Raw genomic sequence first — 19,344 nt, 5'->3', positions numbered from 1 at the left:
GGTGCTTTATGAGAAAAATTCTCTTTTAATCCGAAGATATTGGACTTTTGTAGGGGTATCTGCCATGTGGCTGTGCCGAAACGATGGGCATGTTTTTTATTGAAAGGTGGCGGCGTTATTCTGCGGAAATGGTCGAGATTTTCTTCAGGTCAACGTGGGTATGTGCATGTAAGTAGCTGCTGTAGTGTGAAAAATCGCTTTCGCATATGCCATGGGTGGCGAAGGTGGAAGCGTTTTCGACAGTTTTTTTGGCGGCCTGTTTTTCAGCGTCTTGTTTTTCGGTGTCTTGTTTGTTGTTGAACAAGGCGCTTCGTGGCTGGCCTTTGGCTTTCATGCTGCATCTTGATGTTTTTATGGCGAATGGATCCAGGAATAAGACGAACAGCGAGCCGCTGAAAGAGGCGAAGAAAGAACAAGGAAAGAACGAAGAACGAGACGCAGGATAAAGCCAACTAAAGTAGCGCAGGCAGATATTCGGCGCAGCGAAGGAGCCGGCATGAAGACGGATGATCACGAGGCGACGCCATCGATTCTGGTGCTTGGTATCGGCAATGTGCTGTGGGCCGACGAGGGCTTCGGGGTCCGCGCGGTGGAGGCGCTTCACCAGCGCTATACGTTTGCCGAGGCGGTGACCGTGATGGACGGCGGCACCCAGGGACTCTACCTGCTGCCCTACGTGCAGTCCTGCGAGTGCCTGCTGGTCATCGATGCCATCGACTACGGCCTGGCCCCGGGCAGTGTGCACGTGGTGCGCGATGACGCGGTGCCGAGCTTCATGGGCGCCAAGAAGATGTCGCTGCACCAGACCGGCTTTCAGGAGGTGCTGGCGGCGGCGCAGCTGCTCGGCTGGCAGCCACAGAAGGTGATGCTGGTCGGTGTTCAGCCCTCGGTGCTGGACGATTATGGCGGCTCGCTGCGACCGGAGATCGCCGCGCGAATCGACGAGGTGATCCGCCTGGTGGTCGATGAGCTGGCGTCCTGGGGCGCAAGGCCTGAGCTTCGCTCTCAACACCGCCCCGGACACGGCTCCCAACAGAGCCCCGAACACGGCTCTCAACAAAGCCCCGGACACGGCTCTCAACACGGGCCCGGACACAGCTCTCAACACGGGCCCGATCACCAGGCCCCCATCGCCGAACTGGCGCCTTCGGCGCTCGCCCTTCACCACTACGAAAATCTGCGTCCTTCACCACGTGATGCCTGCCGTGTGGGTGATCCGCGCTTTCTGGCGAGGGACCTTGGCCATCCAGGCGGTGCGTACGGCGACCCGTCTCGCGAGGCGGGAAGCGAGCGGGATGGTGTTACCGAAAGCCCTGTAAAGGAGTAGCCGCGATATGTGCATTGGCATTCCCATGCGGGTGCTTGAGGCCAGCGGGACGCTCGCCATCTGTGTCAGCGACGGGGCAGAGGATCGACAAGAGGTCGATATTTCCCTGGTCGAGGCGGTGAGCCCCGGCGATTGGCTGCTGGTATTTCTGGGAGCGGCGCGCCGGGTGCTGGAGGCCGATGAGGCGCTGCGCATCAGCGATGCGTTAAGGGCCATGGCCATGGCGGCCGAGGGAGGGACGGTCGAGACGGGACTGTTTGCAGACCTGGAGCAGGGCGAACCCCGCCTGCCGCCGCATCTGGAGGCGGCGCGCAAGGCGGGTGCCTCCACCGGGTGAGTACGCCACGGGTGACAACGCAAGCGGATGATCGACAACACAAGCGAGTGAGCGACAAGTGAGCGACAAGGGAGTCACGCCAATGACGGGGCCATTGCACCGGCTGATCAATGAACTGGACTATCCCTGCCTCGCCGGGGAGGAACTGGCAGCCTTCGTGACGGGGCCAGGCGCCCGGGTGCTGTTTCTCAGTGGCGATCCGGCCACCAACCTCGAGACCAACGATGTGGCCGCCATTCTGCCGGAGCTGGTCAAGGCCTTCCCGGGGCGCTTCAAGTCCGCGGTGGTGGATCGCGCGGAAGAAGACGCCACCCGCGAACGCTTTCAGGTGTGGCCGGTGCCTTCACTGTTGTTTTTCCAGGACGGGCGGATGGCCGGTGTGATCTCGAAGGTGCGCGACTGGGACGACTACCTGGGCGAGATCCACGCCATTCTGCAAGGGACGTCTGCCAGCGCCAATATCATCGCTCGCGACGGGAGTGTTCGAACATGACCCAGGGATTCATGCCGTCATCGCCGGGTATCGGGCCTGGTAGCCAGCCCGAGGAGGCCGTGCTCGATTACCTGCCGATGCCATCGGGAATGAGCACCTTTCAGCCGAGCTTTCCCGAGGTGGAGGACCCCGAGCGCATCCGGCCGGCGCTGGATGCCCTCAGCGCTCTGGCCGACAGGGCCGCCCAGTGGACGCCGGAGGGCGGCAACCTGATGGTCGAGCTGCCGTCGCTAGATGCCGAGAATCGCAAGGCGCTGGCCGATGCGCTCGGCGAGGGTGAGGTCGCGATCAAGGTGGGTGGCACTGGTACCGGTGCTGGCGCCGTCGAGATTCAGGAGTCGGTCTTCGCCGGTCTGTGGCGGGTGACGTCCCGTGATGTGGATCACGCCTCGGGCAGTGTGCGGGAACATATCGAGATCGGCGTGGTGCCCCTGGCGGTGGGACAATGCCGCCAGCAGCGTATCTTCTGCCCGCCGGAGGCCGGCCAGGGTGTGGTCAACGGACCCTTTATCGTCTCGGAGCTGATCGAGCGCTGCGAGGAGCGTGTTCCGGGTGGCGAGCCTTATGCCATCAACCTGTCGCTGTTGCCCCATACCCCGGAGGATCTGGCCTATCTGGACGAGGCGCTGGGTCGGGGCGAGGTCACCATCCTGTCGCGGGGCTACGGCAATTGTCGTATCGACAGCACCGCCCTCGATCACGTCTGGCGGGTGCGCTACTTCAATTCCCAGGACTCGCTGATTCTGGACGTCATCGAAGTCTCCGATGTGCCCGAGGTGGCCTGCGCGGCGGCCGAAGACATCGCCGATTCGGTGATTCGACTCAAGCAGGTAGTGGAGGCGATGGCGTGACGGCACGATTCGAAGGTTCGTTTCTCGGAGACCTGGCGCGTCTGGACGACGATGCCCGGCTCGAGTGCAAGATCTGCTGGTACTGCTATGACCCGGCCGTCGGTGACGCCGTCCGTCAGGTCGAGCCGGGGACGCCGTTCTCGGCGCTGCCCCAGGACTGGCGCTGCCCCCAGTGCGACGGTGAGCGCAACCAGTTTATGGTTCTGGATGGTCGGCAGGGCGTCGGGGGGGCGGCCGCCGCGCCCGCTGCACTCGCCACACCCGCCGGAGCTGCGACGGCCGATACGGGCGCCGTCAAGCGACTGGTCGAGACCTTTCGCGAGATCCAGACCACCGGCATGAAGGATTCCCCCTTCAACAATCTGTCGCTGCACGTCGAGGCGGTGGGGTTTATCCCCTGGGAGGGCGGGCTGCTGGGCATCCTGGTCGCGCCCTGGCTGATGAATCTGGTGGTGATCCCTGGTCCCGATGACGACGCCCAGCGCCTGCGTCCCGGTGACAAGCGGGTCTACTCCTTTGCCTCCGGCGACTACGAATTCATCTTCAATACCCGGGTGCCGGTGGGGGCCTTCCTGGCCTGTTCGCTGTTTTCCGACATGAGCGAGTTTGCAAGCCAGGCCTACGCCGCCGAGGTGGCGCGCGCCGCCATGGAGGCGCTGTTCGATCCGGCCCACCGCGCCGAGACGGATCGCCACGCCGATATCGCCGCGCTGAGCGTGGCCGGGGAGGAGGGTATCGCCGGGGCAGATGCTGACGCTGACGCTGTGGCTGAAAGCACTGCGGCGCCCTCGGTCGACCCCGAACCCCTAGGCAGCGATGGCGAAGCCGCCGTAAGCCAGTGGTCTCCCCCGGCACCCGGGCTCGAGTCTCGGCGAGACTTCCTGACAGGGCGCACGTCGAGCACCACTGCCGGCACCAAAGCCTCCCCCAGCAGTGCAGCGCCCTTGGATTCCGCGTCAGGGGACGAGGACGAGTCGTCATGATGCCGACGCTGATCATCAGCCACGGCCACGGCCACAGCCCTGAGGGCGAGCCGGGGTTTCGCGTGAGTCAGCGAGGACGGATGCCGACCCAGTGGCTGATCGATCGAAATCGTCACGAGGCGATGACCATGGTGGGGTGTCTCTACAACCTGTGCGCCGCCGCCCAGAGCGCCGCGGCAGCCAAGGCCATGGACCTGCCGCTTGCCCCTGACTGCCACCGCCATATCCAGCTCGAGACCCTGCGCGAGCATGGCCTGGTCATGCTGCGGGACTGGCCGGGGGTGCTGGGCATGGCGATGGACGCCGACTCCCTGAAGGGGCTGGCGGGGCTTTCGCTGTCCAGTCTGAATGTGCTGGAAGCGCGGGTGTTCGCCGGGCCGGCCGAGCGCGCACTGGAGGATATCGAGGCGTGGCTTGAGCGAGCGCCGAGTCGGCCCGCCGAGGTGCTGCGACAGGTCGCCGACTGGCCGCGGGAGTTCGGGCGAATCGCCGTGGCGGACGATCCTACCTTCATGGGTCGCGTGGCCGGTCATGCGTCGCTAGGCGGCGTTATCGCGCGGGACGGTTGGAGTCTGTATGCGCGGATGCTGGCGCGGGTGGTGGAGGTGGCGCAGTTGATAGTTGCGCTGCGCGCCGACGCTGGCAACTGCACTGCTGGGGATAGCAGCGATGCCGGCAAGCCACGCTGTGGGCGTGCCGCCGATGGTAGTGGCTGGGCCGAGGCCGCCCGGGGACGCCTGGTGCATCGGGTGGCGTGCCGGGACGACCGGGTCGTCGACTACCACATCATCACCCCGACCGACGCCATGCTCGACGGTGCTGTCGGCCCCGATGGCGAGCGGCAACAGGGCTTCCTTTCCCGCTTGCTGGAATCCGCCCACGGTCAGGGCGAGTGCTGTGGTCACAGTGAGGGCCTAAGTGATGGCGACAACCGGGCCCGGCAGCGGGTGGCGATGGCGCTGAGCTGTGCCGATCCCTGTCTGCCGGTGGTGTGGCAGGAGTCGAGTGAAGCGCTGTGCTAGGCGCCTTCGCAGGCGCCATGCCGGGAGGCAGGCCCGCCCAAGGGGAGGTCATCATGCACGAATTGAGCCTGTGTCAGAGCATCGTCGAACTGATCGAGGAGCAGGCCAGCGTCCAGGCGTTCGAGAAGGTGACCCGGGTGTGTCTCGAGATCGGGGCCTTGTCCTGCGTCGAGCCCGAGGCCCTGGCGTTCGGTTTCGATCTGTCCACCCGTGGCTCCGTCGCCGAAGGGGCGACGCTGGATATCGTCAACATACCGGCCACGGCCTGGTGTTTCGGTTGCAATCGTACGGTGGATATTGCCCAGCGTGGCGACGATTGCCCCCTGTGTTCCAGCGCCCGTCTGCACGTGACCGGCGGAGAGGAACTTCGCGTCAAGGAACTGGAGGTTGTCTGATGTGTACCGTCTGCGGATGCGCCGAAAGCGGTGACCAGAGTCACGCCCATCATCACGAGCACGAGCATGCTCATCCCCACGAGCATGCTCGTGCTCATTCCCATGCCCACCCCCACACTCACTCCCATGCTCATCCTCATTCCCACGAGCACGAGCACGAGCACGAGCACGACCACGCCCACGCCCACGCCCACGCCCACTCTCATGAGCATGTGCACGGCCATGTTCATTCCCATGACCACGGGGACCACCCTGGCGCTGCCGAGCCGGATGCCTCGCCGCATCTGGACTGTGGCGCAGGACCCGCCGGCGTTGAGGTGGCGGGAATGTCGCAGCGCCGTCTGGTGGAGATCGAGACCAACATCCTGGCGCGCAACGACGCCATCGCCGAGGGCAATCGTCAGCGCCTCGAGGCCGACGGTGTGCTGGCGCTGAATCTGGTGTCGAGCCCGGGTTCCGGCAAGACCACGCTGCTGGTGGACACCATCCGTCGGCTCGGCGCCGAGGGGGTGGCGGTGATCGAGGGCGACCAGCAGACCGCCAATGACGCCCGGCGCATTCGCGAGACCGGGGTGCCGGCGCTGCAGGTCAATACCGGCAAGGGCTGCCATCTCGACGCCTCCATGGTCGAACGGGCGCTGCCCCAGGTAAGTCCGCCCGGGCTTGGCCTGTTGTTTATCGAGAATGTGGGCAACCTGGTGTGTCCGGCGGGCTTCGATCTGGGCGAGGACGCCAAGGTGGTGATCCTGTCGGTGACCGAAGGCGAGGACAAGCCGCTCAAGTATCCACACATGTTCGCCGCCGCCTCACTGATGCTGCTGAGCAAGGTCGATCTGGCACCCCATGTCGACTTCGACATGGACGCCTGCGAAGCCTACGCCCGTCGGATCAATCCCGAACTGGAGATCCTGCGGCTGTCGGCCACCAGCGGTGAAGGCATGGACGCCTGGCTCGACTGGATCGACGCACGCCGTGAGGCGCTCAGGCAGCGTGCCTTGAGCCGGGCGCGCCAGCACCTTGCCATGCTCGAGCAGCGCTAGGGGTCGCCATGTCCACCTTGGTCGAGGGTCCGCTGTTCGATGGACGGGGTGTAGCCGCCGAGTCGCTGCCCAGTGTGCTGGTGGTCGGTGCCGCCAGCGAGCGAATCGGCTCGCTTGAGGACGTCACGCAAGGGCGCCTGGAGTGCCTGAGGGCGACGCACTGGGAAGAGGCTCGGGCGCTGCTGGTGTCCGAGTGGGTCGGGCTGGTGATTGTCGAGCTTGCACATGAGGGCGACGCCGCCAGGGGTGCGGGACTGTCCCCTGACGGTGGCTGGGCCAGGGAACTGGCCCATCGCTGGCCCGAGGTGCAGTGTCTGGTGATCGCCGATCATGGGCCCACCTCGGTCGGTGACTGGCCCGAGGCGTTTCACCTGCTTTGTCGCCGCAGTCCGGTCGAGGTGGTGGCGCGAACCATCGACGTCGCCCTGCGTCAGTATCAGCTCGAGCGGGAGTGTCGGCGGCTGCGCGCGGAGCGTGCCCTGTACCAGCCGACCGTTCAGGCGCGGCTGGCGGCCCACCGCCGGCGGATGCGCGAGGCGGGGGGCTTCGAGACGATCATCCGGGCGCCGGGGTCACCGCTGGAGCCGCTGTGCGACATGGCGGCGCGCATCGCCGGGTTCGACGTGCCGGTCCTGGTGACAGGAGAGAGCGGCACCGGCAAGGAGTTGATGGCCCGGGCGATCCACGCCAGCAGCCTGCGCTCGGAGATGCCTTTCTACGCCCTGGACTGCGGCGCGGTGACCGATGAACTGCTGGAGAGCGAGCTGTTCGGCCACTGCAAGGGGGCCTTCACCGGAGCGAGTTCAAGCCGCGTCGGACTGCTGGAGCGGGCCCATGAGGGCACCCTGCTGCTGGACGAGATCGGTGACACCTCCAGCGCCTTTCAGTTGCGCCTGTTGCGTTTTCTGCAGGAGGGTGAGGTGCGCCCGGTGGGTTCCAACGAGGTGCGTCAGCTGGATGTTCGGGTCATCGCCGCGACCAACCGGGATCTGATGGCCGAGGTGGCGGCGGGGCGCTTCCGGGAGGACCTCTACCATCGCCTGACGGTGGCCCCGGTGGAGCTGCCGCCGCTGCGCGAGCGCGCCTGTGATATCGCGGCCCTGGCCGAAGTCCTGCTGGCGCGGATCGCTTCCCGCCATGGGGTCCGGGTCGGCGGCTTCACCGAGGAGGCGATGGCGTGTCTGTGCGCCTACACCTGGCCTGGCAATGTGCGCGAGCTGGAAAACCAGATCACCCGCATGGTGATGCTGGCGACCGGCGAGAAGCTTGGCGTCGAACTGCTGGCGCCGCACCTGCGAACCGATGAATGGCGTCAGGCGCCAGCCGAGCGGCGCCAGGACCTGCCTGAGCCGCCGAAAGCGAATACGGCAGCCGATCCGGTCGAGGACGACGAGGACGCCGGCACCCTGCGCGAGCGGGTCGAGCGCCTGGAGGCGAGCTGCCTGGCCCGGGCGCTCGAGCGTCATGGCGGCAACAAGTCGCGTACCGCCAGTGAACTGGGGCTATCGCGCATCGGCCTGAGGGCCAAGCTGCAACGCTACGGGATCGGCGAGGCGGCCGGCGACCCCGAATAGGCCGAGATGTGGACTCGGCCCGGAGCAGACCACCATCAGCGTGTCAGTACCGCATCAGCAGATGCGCGGTAGCTGCTCTCCCACCAGCATGTCGACGATGCGCTGGCCACCGAAGCCGGTGCGCAGCGTCACCCGTCCCGGTTTGCCGTCCAGCGCCTGACCGATGATCGCGGCTTCCTTTCCCAGCGGATGCCCGCGCAGGGCGGCCAGGGCCGCCTCGGCCTGAGCCGCGGGCACTACCGCCACCAGCTTGCCTTCGTTGGCCAGGTAAAGTGGGTCCAGCCCCAGTATCTCGCACATCCCCCGGACCTCCTTGCGCAGCGGCAGGGCCAGGTCGTCGAGTTCGATGGCAAGCCTGGAGGCCTCGGCCATCTCGTTGAGCACCGTGGCGACGCCGCCCCGGGTGGCGTCACGCAGGCAGCGTGTGTCGGGGGCGGCGGCCAGCAGCGCCTCGATCAGGCCATTGAGCGCTGCACAGTCGCTCTCAAGGTCGGTGTCCAGTGACAGGTCGCCACGGGCCGCCAGGATGGCGGCACCGTGATCGCCGAGCCAGCCGTTGACGATGATCACGTCGTCGGCCTGGATGCGCTCGATACCGAGCTTACGCTCGGCTGGAATGACGCCGATGCCGGTGGTGGTGATGAAGACGCCGTCGCAGGCCCCGCGCTCGACCACCTTGGTGTCACCGGTGACGATCTCGACGCCGGCCTCGCGGGCGGCAGTAGCCATGGAGCGGGCGATACGCCTCAGGTCATCGATCGGCAGGCCTTCTTCCAGGATCACCGCGCAGGACAGGTAGCGGGGATGGGCGCCCCCCACGGCCAGGTCGTTGACGGTGCCGCACACCGCCAGCTTGCCGATGTCACCACCGGGAAAGAACAGCGGGTCGACCACGAAGCCGTCGGTGGTCATGGCCAGGCGGTCGCCCTGGCATGCCAGCTCGGCCAGCTCCAGCCGCGCCTGGTCCTCGAGCACCTCGGGAAGCGCGGTGAATTCCCTGACGAAGACGTCATCGATCAGGTCCTTCATGGCCTTGCCGCCGCCTCCGTGGGCCTGGGTCACCGCGCGGGCGGCAAGGGTGGGAAGCTGTCGTCGTGTCGTATCGCTCATGATTCGGCCTGGCTTGTGCTGTGGTTCGGGCTATCGACGTTGCCCCCGCCGTATTGATAGTAGGCGGCGCAGGCGCCTTCGCTGGAGACCATCAGCGCGCCCCGGGGTTGATCCGGTGTGCAACGCTTGCCGAACAGCTCGCACTGCCAGGGCTTGAGGTTGCCGGTGAGCACGTCACCACAGCGGCAGTTGTCGGGGTCGGCCACCTGCTGATTGGGCACCGCGAACTTGCGTTCGGCATCGAAGGCGCGATAGGCGTCCTTGATCTGGACACCTGACTCGGCGATCGAGCCGAGCCCGCGCCACTCGCAGCTCTCGCGGGGCTTGTAGACCCGATGGAAGGACTCCAGCGCGGTGAGGTTGCCGTCGCTGGTCACCAGACGCTGGTACTGGTTCTCGACCTCGGCGCGGCCATCGTGGAGCTGGCGAACAACCATCAGCAGCGACTGCAGGATATCCAGGGGCTCGAAGCCGGCGACCACCACCGGGCAGCCGTAACGCTCGGCGATGAAGCGGTAGGGGTCGGTGCCGATGATCATCGACACGTGTCCCGGCCCGAGGAAGCCATCCAGGCGATGGTCAGGATTGTCGAGGATCGCCTGTAACGTCGGGATGATGGTGATGTGGTTGCAGAACACCGAGAAGTTGCCGACCCCTTCGCGCTCGGCCTGGGCGATGGTCAGGGCGGTGGAGGGAATGGTGGTCTCGAAGCCCAGGCCAAAGAACACCACTTCCCGATCCGGATGCTTGCGTGCCAGTGCCAGGGCGTCGGTGGGGGAGTAGACGATGCGCACGTCGGCGCCATCGGCCTTGGCCTGCATCAGGCTCTTGCGTGAGCCGGGAACCCGGATGGCGTCGCCGAAGGTGGCGAGGATCACCTCGGGACGCTCGGCGATGGCGACGCAGTCATCGACGCGACCCATCGGCAGCACGCACACCGGGCAGCCGGGGCCGTGAATCAGCTCCAGTTCCGGCGGCAGCATGGCCTCCAGCCCATAGTGGAAGATCGCGTGGGTGTGGCCGCCACAGACCTCCATGATGCGCACCGGGCCGCCGCGCTGCTCGGCCAGGCGGGCGACCAGGGTGGTGATGTGTTCAAGGATCTGCCGGGCGCGGGCGTGATCGCGGAATTCGTCGATGAATTTCATGAAGAGACCTCCTGGTCGCCGGTCAAGGTCAGAGCGTCGAACTCGTGGGTGTCGCCCAGTTCGTCCAGCAGTTCGAGGGTGCGCGCCGCAGCCTCGGCGTCGATACGGTTCAGGGCGAAGCCCACATGGACCAGTACCCAGTCGCCCACGCAGCGTTCGGGCGGGTGGTCGTCATCGACGATGCAGGCGATGTTGATCTGGCGTCGGACCCCGCTCACGTCCACCGTGGCGAGCCGCGCGTCGGCGTCATCGAGGGAAATGATCTGTCCTGGAATTCCCAGACACATGGGCGGTCTCCTGTGCGTTATTGGATGCCGTGGTGGCGGTAGTGACAGTGGCAATGGAGGGAACGGTTGTTGTTGTCGAGATCGTCGAGGTTGCTGAGGTTGCCGAGATCGTTGAGGTTGCCGAGATCGTTGAGGTTGCCGAGGTCGGACTATCCGATGCCTGGTCGGAGGCCAGCGGATGCCGCCGCGCCGCCGCGATCAGCGCCTGGCCCAGGGCGATGCCGCCGTCGTTGGCCGGCACCTGGTGGTGGGTCAGCACCTGAACAGGCAGGGGTGCGAGGCACTTAAGCGTCAGTTCCAGCAGGGTGCGGTTGTGAAAGCAGCCGCCGCTCAGCGCGATGGCCTTGACGTTGCGCGTGCTGGAGAGTCGCCGGGCATTGTCGTTAGAGACTTCGTCGAGTGCGTCGTCCTGCATGTCGCCTACGACGTCGTCCAGCATCTCGCCAATGACCTCGCCAAGCCCCTTGGCCAGTCCCAGATGAAAGCGCGCCGCGATCAGCGTGGGGTCCTTGCCGGCGGCCAGGTCGTCAAACAGCGCCGTCCACATCGGTGCCGGATCGAGGATCCGGTGACCGCCTTGCTCCCTGTGAAGGGCGAAGGGATAGGGCGCAATGGCACCAGACGTGCGTGACGTAGGCGGCGGGGTCGGTGTCAGCGCGCGGGCGGCCAGGGCTTCCAGGGCCATGGCCGCTTCGCCTTCGTGGTGCTGGTGATCGAAGCACAGCTCCAGGGCGGCGGCGACGGCGTCGAACAGGCGCCCGCAGGAGGAGGCGAGGGGGCTGTTGAGCCCGGCCTCGATCATCCCGCTGAGGGTGTCGATCGGCTTCTGCTGCAGTCGCTTCAGTACGCCAAGGTTTGGGTGGCGGCGCTTGAGGGCGGCAAGGCCGGGACCGGCGATGAGCTGCGCCAGCAGGTTGCGCCAGGGCTCGCGGGAGGCGGCGCCGGCTCCCGGCATGGCCACGGACTTGAGAGAACCCAACCGCTGGCAATGGCGATAATCCGCCAGCAGGAACTCACCGCCCCACAGGCCGCCATCCTCGCCAAGGCCCAGGCCGTCCAGGGCGATCCCCAGTACCGGAGCGGCGTCGCGAGGATAGCCGTTGTCGGCCAGACAGGCGGCGATATGGGCGTGGTGATGGCCAATGGCATCGAGTGGCAGGCCGGCGTCGTCGGCCATTCGCCGAGCCATGTGACGAGCCATGTGACGAGCCATGTCGCTGGTACGGTAGTCCGGGTGAGTGTCGCAGGCCAGCCAGGCGGGATGGTGGTCGTAAAGCGCCAGGAAGTCGTCGAGGTTGCGTTCGTAGTCGTCGAGGGTGGCGGCGTCGTCCAGGTCACCCTGATGCGGGGACAGGATCGCGCGCTGGCCATCCACCAGGCAGAAGGTGGCCTTCTGTTGCGGACCCAGGGCAAGCCCCGGCGAGATGTCCTCGAAGCCAGGCGGCAGCGGCAGTGATGCCGGGGCGTAGCCCCTGGCACGACGCAGCATGCGCACCTTGCCGGCGGCCAGCTGTACCAGGCTATCGTCGATACGCCGGGCGATGGCGCGGTCGTGGGTGAGGGCGTGGCTGGCGATCGTCGACAGGCGGTCAGCCAGTTGGCCATCGTCGATCAGCTGGGGCTCCCCGGAGACGTTGCCGCTGGTCATCACGATGGGAAAGGACAGCCGTTGGCACAGCAGCACGTGCAAGGGGGTCGATGGCAGCATCACGCCGAGTCGGTCGAGCCCCGGGGCCAGGGCCTCGGCGAGGGGCCGACCTGTGGCCTCGTCACGGCGCCGCTCGAGCAGCACGATGGGCGCGGCGGCTGAGCAGAGTGCCTGTTGTTCGAGCTCATCGAGCAGGCAATAGCGCCTGACCATCTCCAGGTCTTTTGCCATCAACGCCAGCGGTCGTGTGGGGCGATGCTTGAGCCGACGCAGGCGCTCGAGGGCCTCGGTGCTGGTGGCGTCGCAGGCAAGCTGATAGCCGCCGAGTCCCTTGATGGCGAGGATCTGGCCCTGGCGGATCAGCGCTACGGCCTGGTCGATGGGAGCCTCAATGGCGGGGGTGGTGTGAGCGTCGATGGCGTCTTCGCCCGCCATCCAGGGCCCGCCGTCCAGCGCCACCAGACGCACCTGGGGCCCGCAGGCCGGCGGGCCCTGGATGGCGGGCCCTGGATGGCGGGCCCTGGATGGCGGGCCCGCCGTCCAGCGCCACCAGACGCACCTGGGGCCCGCAGGCCGGACAGGCGATGGGTTCGGCATGGAAGCGACGGTCGCCGGGATCCAGATATTCGGCGCGACAGCACTCGCATAGCGCAAAGTCAGCCATGGTGGTGGCCGCCCGGTCGTAGGGCATGTCACGAATGATCGACAGGCGTGGGCCACAGTGGGTGCAGTTGGTCAGGGCGTAACCGGAGCGTCGCTGGTGCTGGCTCAGTATTTCTTCTGTGCAGGCTGCGCAGATGGCGGCGTCCACGGCGATATCGGTGCGCGTTGCGCCCTCGAGACTATCGACGATGGTGAAGCCGACTCGGTGCAGCGGTGCCAGGCCCGAGCGAACCTCGATGTCGGTGATCTGTGCCAGTGGGGGCGGGTCGCGCTTGAGTTGTTCGATCAGGCTCTCGAGGCTTTCACTGGGGCCGGCTGCCCGGATCAGCACGCCTTCACCGTCGTTGAGCACCTCACCGACCAGCGCTAGCCGGTTGGCTAGTTGCCATACCGTCGGACGAAACCCCACACCCTGCACGCAGCCGCGGACCCGGATTTCTACCGTGGTCTCTGGGGTGCATGGCGGTGCCGTGGGGGGGTGAATGGTCATGACGTCCAGCGGTGAAGAAAAGACCTGCCTGACTATTTCACAGCTATCGCAAGCCAAACTTGAGCTGTGACAACCTTCTACGACCACCATACCCCTCCCCCGGGGAGCCTCCGTGGTGCTTCTGTGCTGGTGTGAGCGGGTGTGCCGCTTTCCTGACCCATCGTCAGATTGCCCTGGCGCTGCATTGCCGACTTGGCATTGGACGAGTACTGTATAAAATAACAGTATTCGGTATCTCGGCGTCTGGCCGCTAAGGCCAGGGCGTGGTCTAGAAACCTGGACCTGAAACCTGGGCCAGAAATCTGGGCCGGGCTGGTGTATCTAGCGGGCCAGGAGCGCAGCTCAGCAGAGAACGCCAGCAGCGAACGCCAGCAGAGCAGGCCAGTTGAGCAGACCAAGAGCGGAGCGGGACAGGAGCGGGAGAGGAGCGATGAAGGCAGCAGACAACCAGGCCCGTGACAACGCAAGTGATGACCTCTCGCGCTTGATGCAGCGAGGCAGCGTCTGGCGGGCGCGGCGACAGTGGCACCGTGATCAGCCGGAGGGCGACACGAGGCGCGGGATCTCCACCGGGGTGGAGGCCCTGGACGAGGTGCTCGGCGGTGGCTGGCCCCGGGGAGAGCTGCTGGAACTGCTGCTGGATCGAGCGGGTTGCGGTGAGGTTCGTCTGTTGCTTCCGCTGATGCGCAACTGCGAGCGGGTGGTGTGGTTCGACCCACCCTGGCAGCCTCATGCGGCGGCCCTGGCGGCGGCGGGCCTGGATCTGTCGCATCTGGTCATCGTGCGTACCCGCCATCCCAGGCAGCGGCTGTGGGCCATGGAGCAGGCATTGAAGAGCGGCTGCTGCGATCTGGTGCTGGGCTGGTTCGCCGCGGTGCAGGGGCAATGGCTGCGGCGGCTGCAGCTCGCCGTGGCGGCAGGGGGCGGCCATGGCGCGCTGATGCGACCGGCCGACTTCGCCAGGCAAGGGTCAGTGGCCCCCTGGCGACTGCGGCTGTCGGCTCCTGATCAGAGCAGCGGTGACGAGACGGCGCCCTTGTCGAGCCGCATCAAGGTCCATGCCTTCAAGCGCAAGGGGGCCATGCCTGCCAGGGCCATCGATATCACCCTGGCCGACTCTAGGCTGTCGCCCCCGTGCCCGCGGCCGACTTCGCTGCCGTGCGTCCCCAGTGGGGAACGTCGATCCCGCCCCGTGTTACTCGTCTCCGAGCGCAAGGGGGCGGGGCGATCATGAAGGGGCTGTGGCTATGCCTTCACTGTCCGCAGCTTGGGCTGGAGGTGCTGAGCGCCGGCGATGACGGACCTCTCGCGTTGCTGTGCGAGGACGGGGAGCGTATCGCCCTGGCCTCGGCCGGGGCCTGGCAGGCCGGTGTGCGGCCGGGCATGACGATCAATGCCGCACTGTGTCTGGAGCCAGGACTCCGGCTGTTGACGCCGGATCCTGAGGTGAACCGACGTCGTCTCGAAGGGCTGGCGCTGTGGTGTGCCCGCTTCAGCGCCCGGGTCAGTCTCGAGCCGACGGGGGAGAACGCCGCGTCCTGGGGCGTGGTGATGGAGATCGCCTCGATGCTCGACTACTTCGGCGGACTCGAGGGACTGTGGCGGCGCCTGCACGAAGAATTGGCGACCCTGGAGCTTGAGGTGTCCAGCGCCACCGGGCATACCCCGCTGGCCGCCTGCCTGCTTGCCCGGACGGGGGGCTATTGTGGTCAGGGCGAGGCTGAGCATATGGCCAGGCTCGGCAGGCTTCGCCTCGACCGGCTGGGGCTGTCCGCACGCCAGCAGTCGCGCCTCAAGGGACTCGGGTTTACGCACCTCAACGACCTGCTTGTGCTGCCGCTGGCCTCGCTGGCCTCGCGCCTGGGGACAGACCTGCGGCGCTACCTTCAGCGCTTGACCGGCGAGGTCGCCGATCCCCCGCCGGTATTCGCGCCGCCGCCTCGCTTCGATCGTGAGCGGGAGCTGGTCCATGAGATCGAGCTGGCCGCCGGCATCGTGTTTCCCCTGCGGCGCCTGCTGGCGGAGCTCGAGGGCTTTCTCAAGGTGCGTTGCGTCAAGGCATTGTCGTTGACCTTGACCCTGTATCACCGGGAAGGGGCCCAGCACCTGAGCGTGGGGCACGCCGGGGGCGAGCAGGCGGCGGAGGCCTGGCTCGAGCTGTGCCGGCTGCGCCTGGAATCAGTGGTACTCGAAGCACCGGTGTTGCGCCTGCGCCTGGAGGTCAGCGAGGTAGCTAGCCTGCAAGAGGTGGCAACGGACCTGTTTCAGGCGGCGCCGCCCAGAGACACCCCCGAGGCACTGTTCAGCCGGTTGCGTTCTCGTCTCGGTGATGGCGCCGTGTTGCAGCCCATGGCGCTGGAGGATCATCGCCCCGAACGGGCCTCCCGCTTGGTAGCGCTGCCGGGGACCGCCCGCAGGCCACTGCCTGAAACCCGGACCGCCAACCATCCGGCCTGGCTGCTGGAACACCCCGAGCCGCTGACGCCGGCGACCCTCGAGCGTCTGGTCTGGGTCGCCGGGCCCGAGCGACTGGCCAGCGGCTGGTGGGACCAGGCCCCGGCGCGACGTGACTATCACGTGGCCTGCTGGCCGGACGGTCGCCACGGCTGGGTCTTTCGCGACGCCGAGTCGCAATGGTGGTTGCATGGCTGGTTCGGTTGAGCGTGTCGGCGAGCCACCTGACGCTGCCGAAGTCGCCCCGGGCCCTGGCTACGCTGAGCTACATTGCCTGTCCAACTTCACCTTTCTCAAGGGCGCGTCTCACCCCCATGAGCTGGTCGCCCGCGCCGCCGAGCTTGGCTATAACGCCCTGGCGATCACCGACGAATGCTCGGTGGCCGGCATCGTGCGCGCCTGGGAGGCTGCCCGAGACCACCGGATCGCGCTGATCGTCGGTGCCGAGTTTCGCCTGGCCGACGAGGTCGTGGTCGTGCTGGCCGAGAACCGCAGCGGCTACGCCAGCCTGTGCCGGCTGATCACCCTGGGCCGTCGCCGTGCGCCCAAGGGCAGCTATCGTCTCGACTGGGAGGACCTGGAGGCGCTCGAGGACTGTCTGCTGCTGTACCTGCCGGGCAACGACGACGCCCGGACTCGGGAGAGAATGGACGGGCTAAAGCAACGCTTCGACGGGCGCTGCTGGGTGATGGTCCAGCGCCACTTTCTGGCTAACGAGGAGGAGCGATTGACAAGGCGGATGAGGCTGGCGAGTGCCGCCGGCCTGCCGCTGGTCGCCAGCGGTGGCGTCCTGATGCACCAGCCGAGCCGCAAGCGATTGCAGGATGTACTGACCGCACTCCGGCATGGCACCAGCGTGCAGCGCGCCGGTTTTCTGCTTGAGCCCAACGCCGAGCGCTGCCTGCGCCCCCTGTCACGGCTGGCGCAGTGTTTTGCGCCTGCGCTGCTCGAACAAAGCCTGTGTATCGCCGAGCGCTGTCGCTTCGACCCCGGTGAGCTGCGCTACGAGTACCCCGAGGAACTGGTCCCCGACGGCCATACGCCGTCGTCCTGGCTGGCGCACAAGGTGCGCCAGGGCGAGCGGCTGCGCTTCCCTGAGGGTACGCCTTCGGATATCGCCGAGCAGATCGCCCGCGAGCTTGAGCTGATCACCAGGATGGCCTACGAGCCGTTCTTTCTGACTATCGAGGACATCGTCGCCTTCGCCCGCCGCCAGGGCATCCTGTGTCAGGGGCGGGGCTCGGCGGCCAATTCGGTGGTCTGTTACTGCCTGTTTATCACCGAGGTGGACCCGCGTCAGGTGCAGCTGCTGTTCGAACGCTTTATTTCCGAGGAGCGCGACGAGCCGCCGGATATCGACGTGGACTTCGAGCACGAGCGCCGCGAGGAGGTGATCCAGTACATCTATCGGCGCTACGGCCGCGAGCGGGCCGGGCTTGCCGCCACCGTGATCAGCTACCGCCCCAGAAGTGCACTCAAGGACGTGGGGCGGGCGCTGGGGCTGCAACCGGGCTATCTGGCCTGGCTCGCCAGTCGGCTGGATCGACGCGAGGGCGAGGGCGCCTGGCTCGAGGCGCTCAAGCAGACGGTGGGGGAAACGGTGGGCGCGGGAGGTGAAGAGGCCGCCTCCACTGCCGTCCCGGAACTGCTGCGCCATCTGGTCGAACTGGTGGAGCAGCTATTGGGCTTTCCGCGACACCTGTCACAGCACGTGGGGGGCTTCGTTATCTCGCGCGGGCCGCTGCACGAGCTGGTGCCGGTGGAGAACGCCGCGATGGAAGGGCGCACCCTGATCCAGTGGAACAAGGACGATCTGGAGAGTCTGGGGCTGCTCAAGGTCGACGTGCTGGCGCTGGGCATGTTGACCGCCATTCGCAAGACCCTGGCGCTGCTGTCAGACGGAGGCGAACACCGGGACGACGACAGGCGCTGCTACGAGAGCACGGGCGAGAGCGACGACGAGAGCGAGAGCGAGGGCGAGCATCAGGCCATGGCGATGTCTCGGGTGCCCCGGGATGATCCCGAGGTGTACGCCATGCTCAGTCGCGGGGACAGCGTCGGCGTCTTCCAGGTGGAGAGCCGTGCCCAGATGAACATGCTGCCGCGCTTGAAGCCCCGCAACTACTACGACCTGGTGATCGAGATCGCCATCGTTCGTCCGGGGCCGATCCAGGGCGACATGGTGCATCCCTACCTGCGGCGTCGCGACGGCATCGAGGAGGTCAGCTATCCCAGCGACGAGGTCAGGGGCGTGCTCGAGCGGACCCTGGGGGTGCCGATCTTCCAGGAGCAGGTGATCAAGCTGGCCATGGTGGCGGCGGGCTATTCCGGTGGCGAGGCCGACCAGTTGCGGCGGGCCATGGCGGCCTGGCGACGGGCCGGTACCATCGCCGAACACCAGCAGCGGCTGACCGCCGGGCTGCGTGCCAGGGGCTACAGAGACGAGTTTGCCAACGCCATCTGTCGCCAGATCGAGGGCTTTGGCCAGTACGGCTTCCCCGAGTCCCACGCGGCCAGCTTCGCCCACCTGGTGTACGTCTCGGCCTGGCTCAAGTGCCACCACCCCGCGGCCTTCTGCTGCGGCCTGCTCAATAGCCAGCCGATGGGCTTCTATAGCCCGTCACAGCTGGTGCAGGATGCCCGCCGCCACGGCGTCGAGGTGCGTCCGGTGGATCTCAATGCCAGCCACTGGGACGCCACCCTGGAGCCGGACGGCGCCCTGCGTTTGGGCTTTCGCCTGGTCAAGGGGCTGGGGCGTGGTGCCATCGACAGCCTGCTGGCGAGGCGTCCGGCCAACGGCTATACCAGCGTCGCCGAGGCCAGGCGTCGCGCGCCGATGTCGGCCCGCGAGTGGGAAGCGCTGGCGGCGGCCGGGGCGCTGTCGAGCCTCGGCGGCCATCGCTACCAGGCACGCTGGAATCTGCTGGCGCCGGATCCGGCACTGGCGCTGGGCGAGACCGATATCCTCGACGACACCACCCCAGAGCTGGCGCCCCCCAGCGAGCAGGCCGACCTCGAGGAGGACTTTCGCCATCTGGGGCTTAGCCTTGCCCGCCATCCCATGGCGTTGCTGCGCGAGCAGGCTGCCATGGGGCGGCAAGGACTGGCGCCTTGCCTCAAGGCCACTGAGCTTGCCGAGCTGGACCACGGTCATCTGGTCCAGGTAGCGGGGCTGGTGACCACCCGCCAGCGGCCGGGCACCGCCTCCGGGGTCACCTTCGTGACCCTGGAAGACGAGACCGGCAACGTCAACGTGGTGGTGTGGAAGGACACCGCCAAGGCCCAGCGCCAGGCGCTGTTGAACGCCCGGCTGTTGAAGGTCACCGGCCATCTGGAGCGCGAGGGCAGCGTGATCCATGTGATCGCCGGACGGCTCGAGGACTTGAGCGGCTTATGGGCCGAACTTGGCGTGCCCTCGCGGGATTTCCGCTAGGGCTTGTCTGAAAAGTGCCTGCGCTCGGTAATACGGCGTTAAAAACCGGATCAAAATGCTCATTTACACCCCGTAAACTGCGCTTTCTC

18 protein-coding genes are annotated in these 19,344 nt (G+C 66.7%); 12 read left to right on the top strand and 6 right to left on the bottom strand.

Annotation, left to right across the window (positions count from 1 at the left end; all coding sequences use genetic code 11):
- Nucleotides 1-115 precede the first annotated feature (115 nt).
- Complete coding sequence (locus KUV74_RS14240; protein ID WP_222516655.1) at nt 116-514, bottom strand: hypothetical protein; 399 nt, start codon at nt 512-514, stop codon at nt 116-118.
- On the opposite strand from KUV74_RS14240, the gene hybD reads away from it, so the two are divergent.
- The 9 genes from hybD (at nt 497) to KUV74_RS14195 (ending at nt 8,022) form a co-directional block, all read left to right on the top strand.
- The gene (gene hybD, locus KUV74_RS14235) at nt 497-1,327 is read left to right on the top strand and encodes a HyaD/HybD family hydrogenase maturation endopeptidase (RefSeq protein ID WP_222516654.1); all 831 of its coding nucleotides are present in this window, start codon (nt 497-499) and stop codon (nt 1,325-1,327) included. The genes KUV74_RS14240 and hybD overlap by 18 nt on opposite strands.
- A 7-nt stretch (nt 1,328-1,334) precedes the next feature.
- Nucleotides 1,335-1,664 (top strand): HypC/HybG/HupF family hydrogenase formation chaperone, encoded by a 330-nt coding sequence (locus KUV74_RS14230; protein WP_213229664.1) that lies wholly within the window; start codon nt 1,335-1,337, stop codon nt 1,662-1,664.
- 82 nt (nt 1,665-1,746) lie between these two features.
- Complete coding sequence (locus tag KUV74_RS14225; RefSeq protein WP_222516653.1) at nt 1,747-2,157, top strand: hypothetical protein; 411 nt, start codon at nt 1,747-1,749, stop codon at nt 2,155-2,157.
- Nucleotides 2,154-3,008, top strand: a complete 855-nt coding sequence (locus KUV74_RS14220; RefSeq protein WP_222516652.1) for a hydrogenase expression/formation protein — start codon at nt 2,154-2,156, stop codon at nt 3,006-3,008. The genes KUV74_RS14225 and KUV74_RS14220 overlap by 4 nt, the downstream gene beginning before the upstream one ends.
- Nucleotides 3,005-3,991 (top strand): [NiFe]-hydrogenase assembly chaperone HybE, encoded by a 987-nt coding sequence (locus KUV74_RS14215; protein WP_222516651.1) that lies wholly within the window; start codon nt 3,005-3,007, stop codon nt 3,989-3,991. The genes KUV74_RS14220 and KUV74_RS14215 overlap by 4 nt, the downstream gene beginning before the upstream one ends.
- Nucleotides 3,988-5,013, top strand: a complete 1,026-nt coding sequence (locus KUV74_RS14210; RefSeq protein ID WP_222516650.1) for a hypothetical protein — start codon at nt 3,988-3,990, stop codon at nt 5,011-5,013. The genes KUV74_RS14215 and KUV74_RS14210 overlap by 4 nt, the downstream gene beginning before the upstream one ends.
- A gap of 53 nt (nt 5,014-5,066) precedes the next feature.
- The gene (hypA, locus tag KUV74_RS14205) at nt 5,067-5,408 is read left to right on the top strand and encodes a hydrogenase maturation nickel metallochaperone HypA (RefSeq protein ID WP_108132930.1); all 342 of its coding nucleotides are present in this window, start codon (nt 5,067-5,069) and stop codon (nt 5,406-5,408) included.
- Nucleotides 5,408-6,448, top strand: a complete 1,041-nt coding sequence (hypB, locus tag KUV74_RS14200; RefSeq protein WP_222516649.1) for a hydrogenase nickel incorporation protein HypB — start codon at nt 5,408-5,410, stop codon at nt 6,446-6,448. The genes hypA and hypB overlap by 1 nt, the downstream gene beginning before the upstream one ends.
- Nucleotides 6,449-6,456: 8 nt before the next feature.
- Complete coding sequence (locus KUV74_RS14195; RefSeq protein WP_222516648.1) at nt 6,457-8,022, top strand: sigma-54 interaction domain-containing protein; 1,566 nt, start codon at nt 6,457-6,459, stop codon at nt 8,020-8,022.
- A gap of 54 nt (nt 8,023-8,076) precedes the next feature.
- Here KUV74_RS14195 and hypE read toward each other — a convergent pair whose 3' ends face one another.
- Genes hypE through KUV74_RS14170 form a run of 5 tightly spaced genes read right to left on the bottom strand, consistent with a single transcriptional unit; the run spans nt 8,077 to nt 13,368 of the window.
- Nucleotides 8,077-9,132 (bottom strand): hydrogenase expression/formation protein HypE, encoded by a 1,056-nt coding sequence (gene hypE, locus KUV74_RS14190; RefSeq protein ID WP_222516647.1) that lies wholly within the window; start codon nt 9,130-9,132, stop codon nt 8,077-8,079.
- Nucleotides 9,129-10,280 carry a hydrogenase formation protein HypD gene (gene hypD / locus KUV74_RS14185; RefSeq protein WP_222516646.1) on the bottom strand — a complete coding sequence of 384 codons (1,152 nt, stop codon included), beginning with the start codon at nt 10,278-10,280 and terminating at the stop codon, nt 9,129-9,131. Before hypD ends, hypE begins: the two co-directional genes overlap by 4 nt.
- Nucleotides 10,277-10,567: a HypC/HybG/HupF family hydrogenase formation chaperone gene (locus tag KUV74_RS14180; RefSeq protein WP_045994052.1), complete on the bottom strand. Its 291-nt coding sequence runs from the start codon at nt 10,565-10,567 to the stop codon at nt 10,277-10,279. Before KUV74_RS14180 ends, hypD begins: the two co-directional genes overlap by 4 nt.
- Nucleotides 10,527-12,674 (bottom strand): carbamoyltransferase HypF, encoded by a 2,148-nt coding sequence (gene hypF, locus KUV74_RS14175; RefSeq protein WP_222516645.1) that lies wholly within the window; start codon nt 12,672-12,674, stop codon nt 10,527-10,529. Before hypF ends, KUV74_RS14180 begins: the two co-directional genes overlap by 41 nt.
- Nucleotides 12,604-13,368 carry an acylphosphatase gene (locus tag KUV74_RS14170; protein ID WP_222516644.1) on the bottom strand — a complete coding sequence of 255 codons (765 nt, stop codon included), beginning with the start codon at nt 13,366-13,368 and terminating at the stop codon, nt 12,604-12,606. Before KUV74_RS14170 ends, hypF begins: the two co-directional genes overlap by 71 nt.
- Before the next feature lie 430 nt (nt 13,369-13,798).
- Between KUV74_RS14170 and imuA the strand changes: the two genes are divergently transcribed.
- From imuA to KUV74_RS14155, 3 genes are read left to right on the top strand one after another with little or no spacing between them, the layout of a single operon-like run.
- Nucleotides 13,799-14,602: a translesion DNA synthesis-associated protein ImuA gene (imuA, locus tag KUV74_RS14165; protein WP_222516643.1), complete on the top strand. Its 804-nt coding sequence runs from the start codon at nt 13,799-13,801 to the stop codon at nt 14,600-14,602.
- Nucleotides 14,599-16,029, top strand: a complete 1,431-nt coding sequence (locus KUV74_RS14160; protein WP_222516642.1) for a Y-family DNA polymerase — start codon at nt 14,599-14,601, stop codon at nt 16,027-16,029. The genes imuA and KUV74_RS14160 overlap by 4 nt, the downstream gene beginning before the upstream one ends.
- Nucleotides 16,013-19,255, top strand: coding sequence for an error-prone DNA polymerase (locus KUV74_RS14155; RefSeq protein WP_222516641.1), 3,243 nt, complete (start codon nt 16,013-16,015; stop codon nt 19,253-19,255). The genes KUV74_RS14160 and KUV74_RS14155 overlap by 17 nt, the downstream gene beginning before the upstream one ends.
- Nucleotides 19,256-19,344 lie beyond the last annotated feature (89 nt).

The sequence above is a fragment of the Halomonas sp. DP1Y21-3 genome, assembly GCF_019801245.1.
In the GTDB taxonomy this organism is placed as follows: Bacteria; Pseudomonadota; Gammaproteobacteria; order Pseudomonadales; family Halomonadaceae; genus Halomonas; species Halomonas litopenaei.
This window is presented reverse-complemented; position numbering and strand designations above follow the sequence as displayed.

Bases quoted from the DNA above. Each gene is read 5' to 3' on its own strand.
- hybD (WP_222516654.1), top strand. From the start codon at position 497: ATGAAGACGGATGATCACGAGGCGACGCCATCGATTCTGGTGCTTGGT.
- KUV74_RS14230 (WP_213229664.1), top strand. From the start codon at position 1,335: ATGTGCATTGGCATTCCCATGCGGGTGCTTGAGGCCAGCGGGACGCTC.
- KUV74_RS14225 (WP_222516653.1), top strand. From the start codon at position 1,747: ATGACGGGGCCATTGCACCGGCTGATCAATGAACTGGACTATCCCTGC.
- KUV74_RS14220 (WP_222516652.1), top strand. From the start codon at position 2,154: ATGACCCAGGGATTCATGCCGTCATCGCCGGGTATCGGGCCTGGTAGC.
- KUV74_RS14210 (WP_222516650.1), top strand. From the start codon at position 3,988: ATGATGCCGACGCTGATCATCAGCCACGGCCACGGCCACAGCCCTGAG.
- hypA (WP_108132930.1), top strand. From the start codon at position 5,067: ATGCACGAATTGAGCCTGTGTCAGAGCATCGTCGAACTGATCGAGGAG.
- hypB (WP_222516649.1), top strand. From the start codon at position 5,408: ATGTGTACCGTCTGCGGATGCGCCGAAAGCGGTGACCAGAGTCACGCC.
- KUV74_RS14195 (WP_222516648.1), top strand. From the start codon at position 6,457: ATGTCCACCTTGGTCGAGGGTCCGCTGTTCGATGGACGGGGTGTAGCC.
- hypE (WP_222516647.1), bottom strand. From the start codon at position 9,132: ATGAGCGATACGACACGACGACAGCTTCCCACCCTTGCCGCCCGCGCG.
- hypD (WP_222516646.1), bottom strand. From the start codon at position 10,280: ATGAAATTCATCGACGAATTCCGCGATCACGCCCGCGCCCGGCAGATC.
- KUV74_RS14180 (WP_045994052.1), bottom strand. From the start codon at position 10,567: ATGTGTCTGGGAATTCCAGGACAGATCATTTCCCTCGATGACGCCGAC.
- KUV74_RS14170 (WP_222516644.1), bottom strand. From the start codon at position 13,368: ATGACCATTCACCCCCCCACGGCACCGCCATGCACCCCAGAGACCACG.
- imuA (WP_222516643.1), top strand. From the start codon at position 13,799: ATGAAGGCAGCAGACAACCAGGCCCGTGACAACGCAAGTGATGACCTC.
- KUV74_RS14160 (WP_222516642.1), top strand. From the start codon at position 14,599: ATGAAGGGGCTGTGGCTATGCCTTCACTGTCCGCAGCTTGGGCTGGAG.
- KUV74_RS14155 (WP_222516641.1), top strand. From the start codon at position 16,013: ATGGCTGGTTCGGTTGAGCGTGTCGGCGAGCCACCTGACGCTGCCGAA.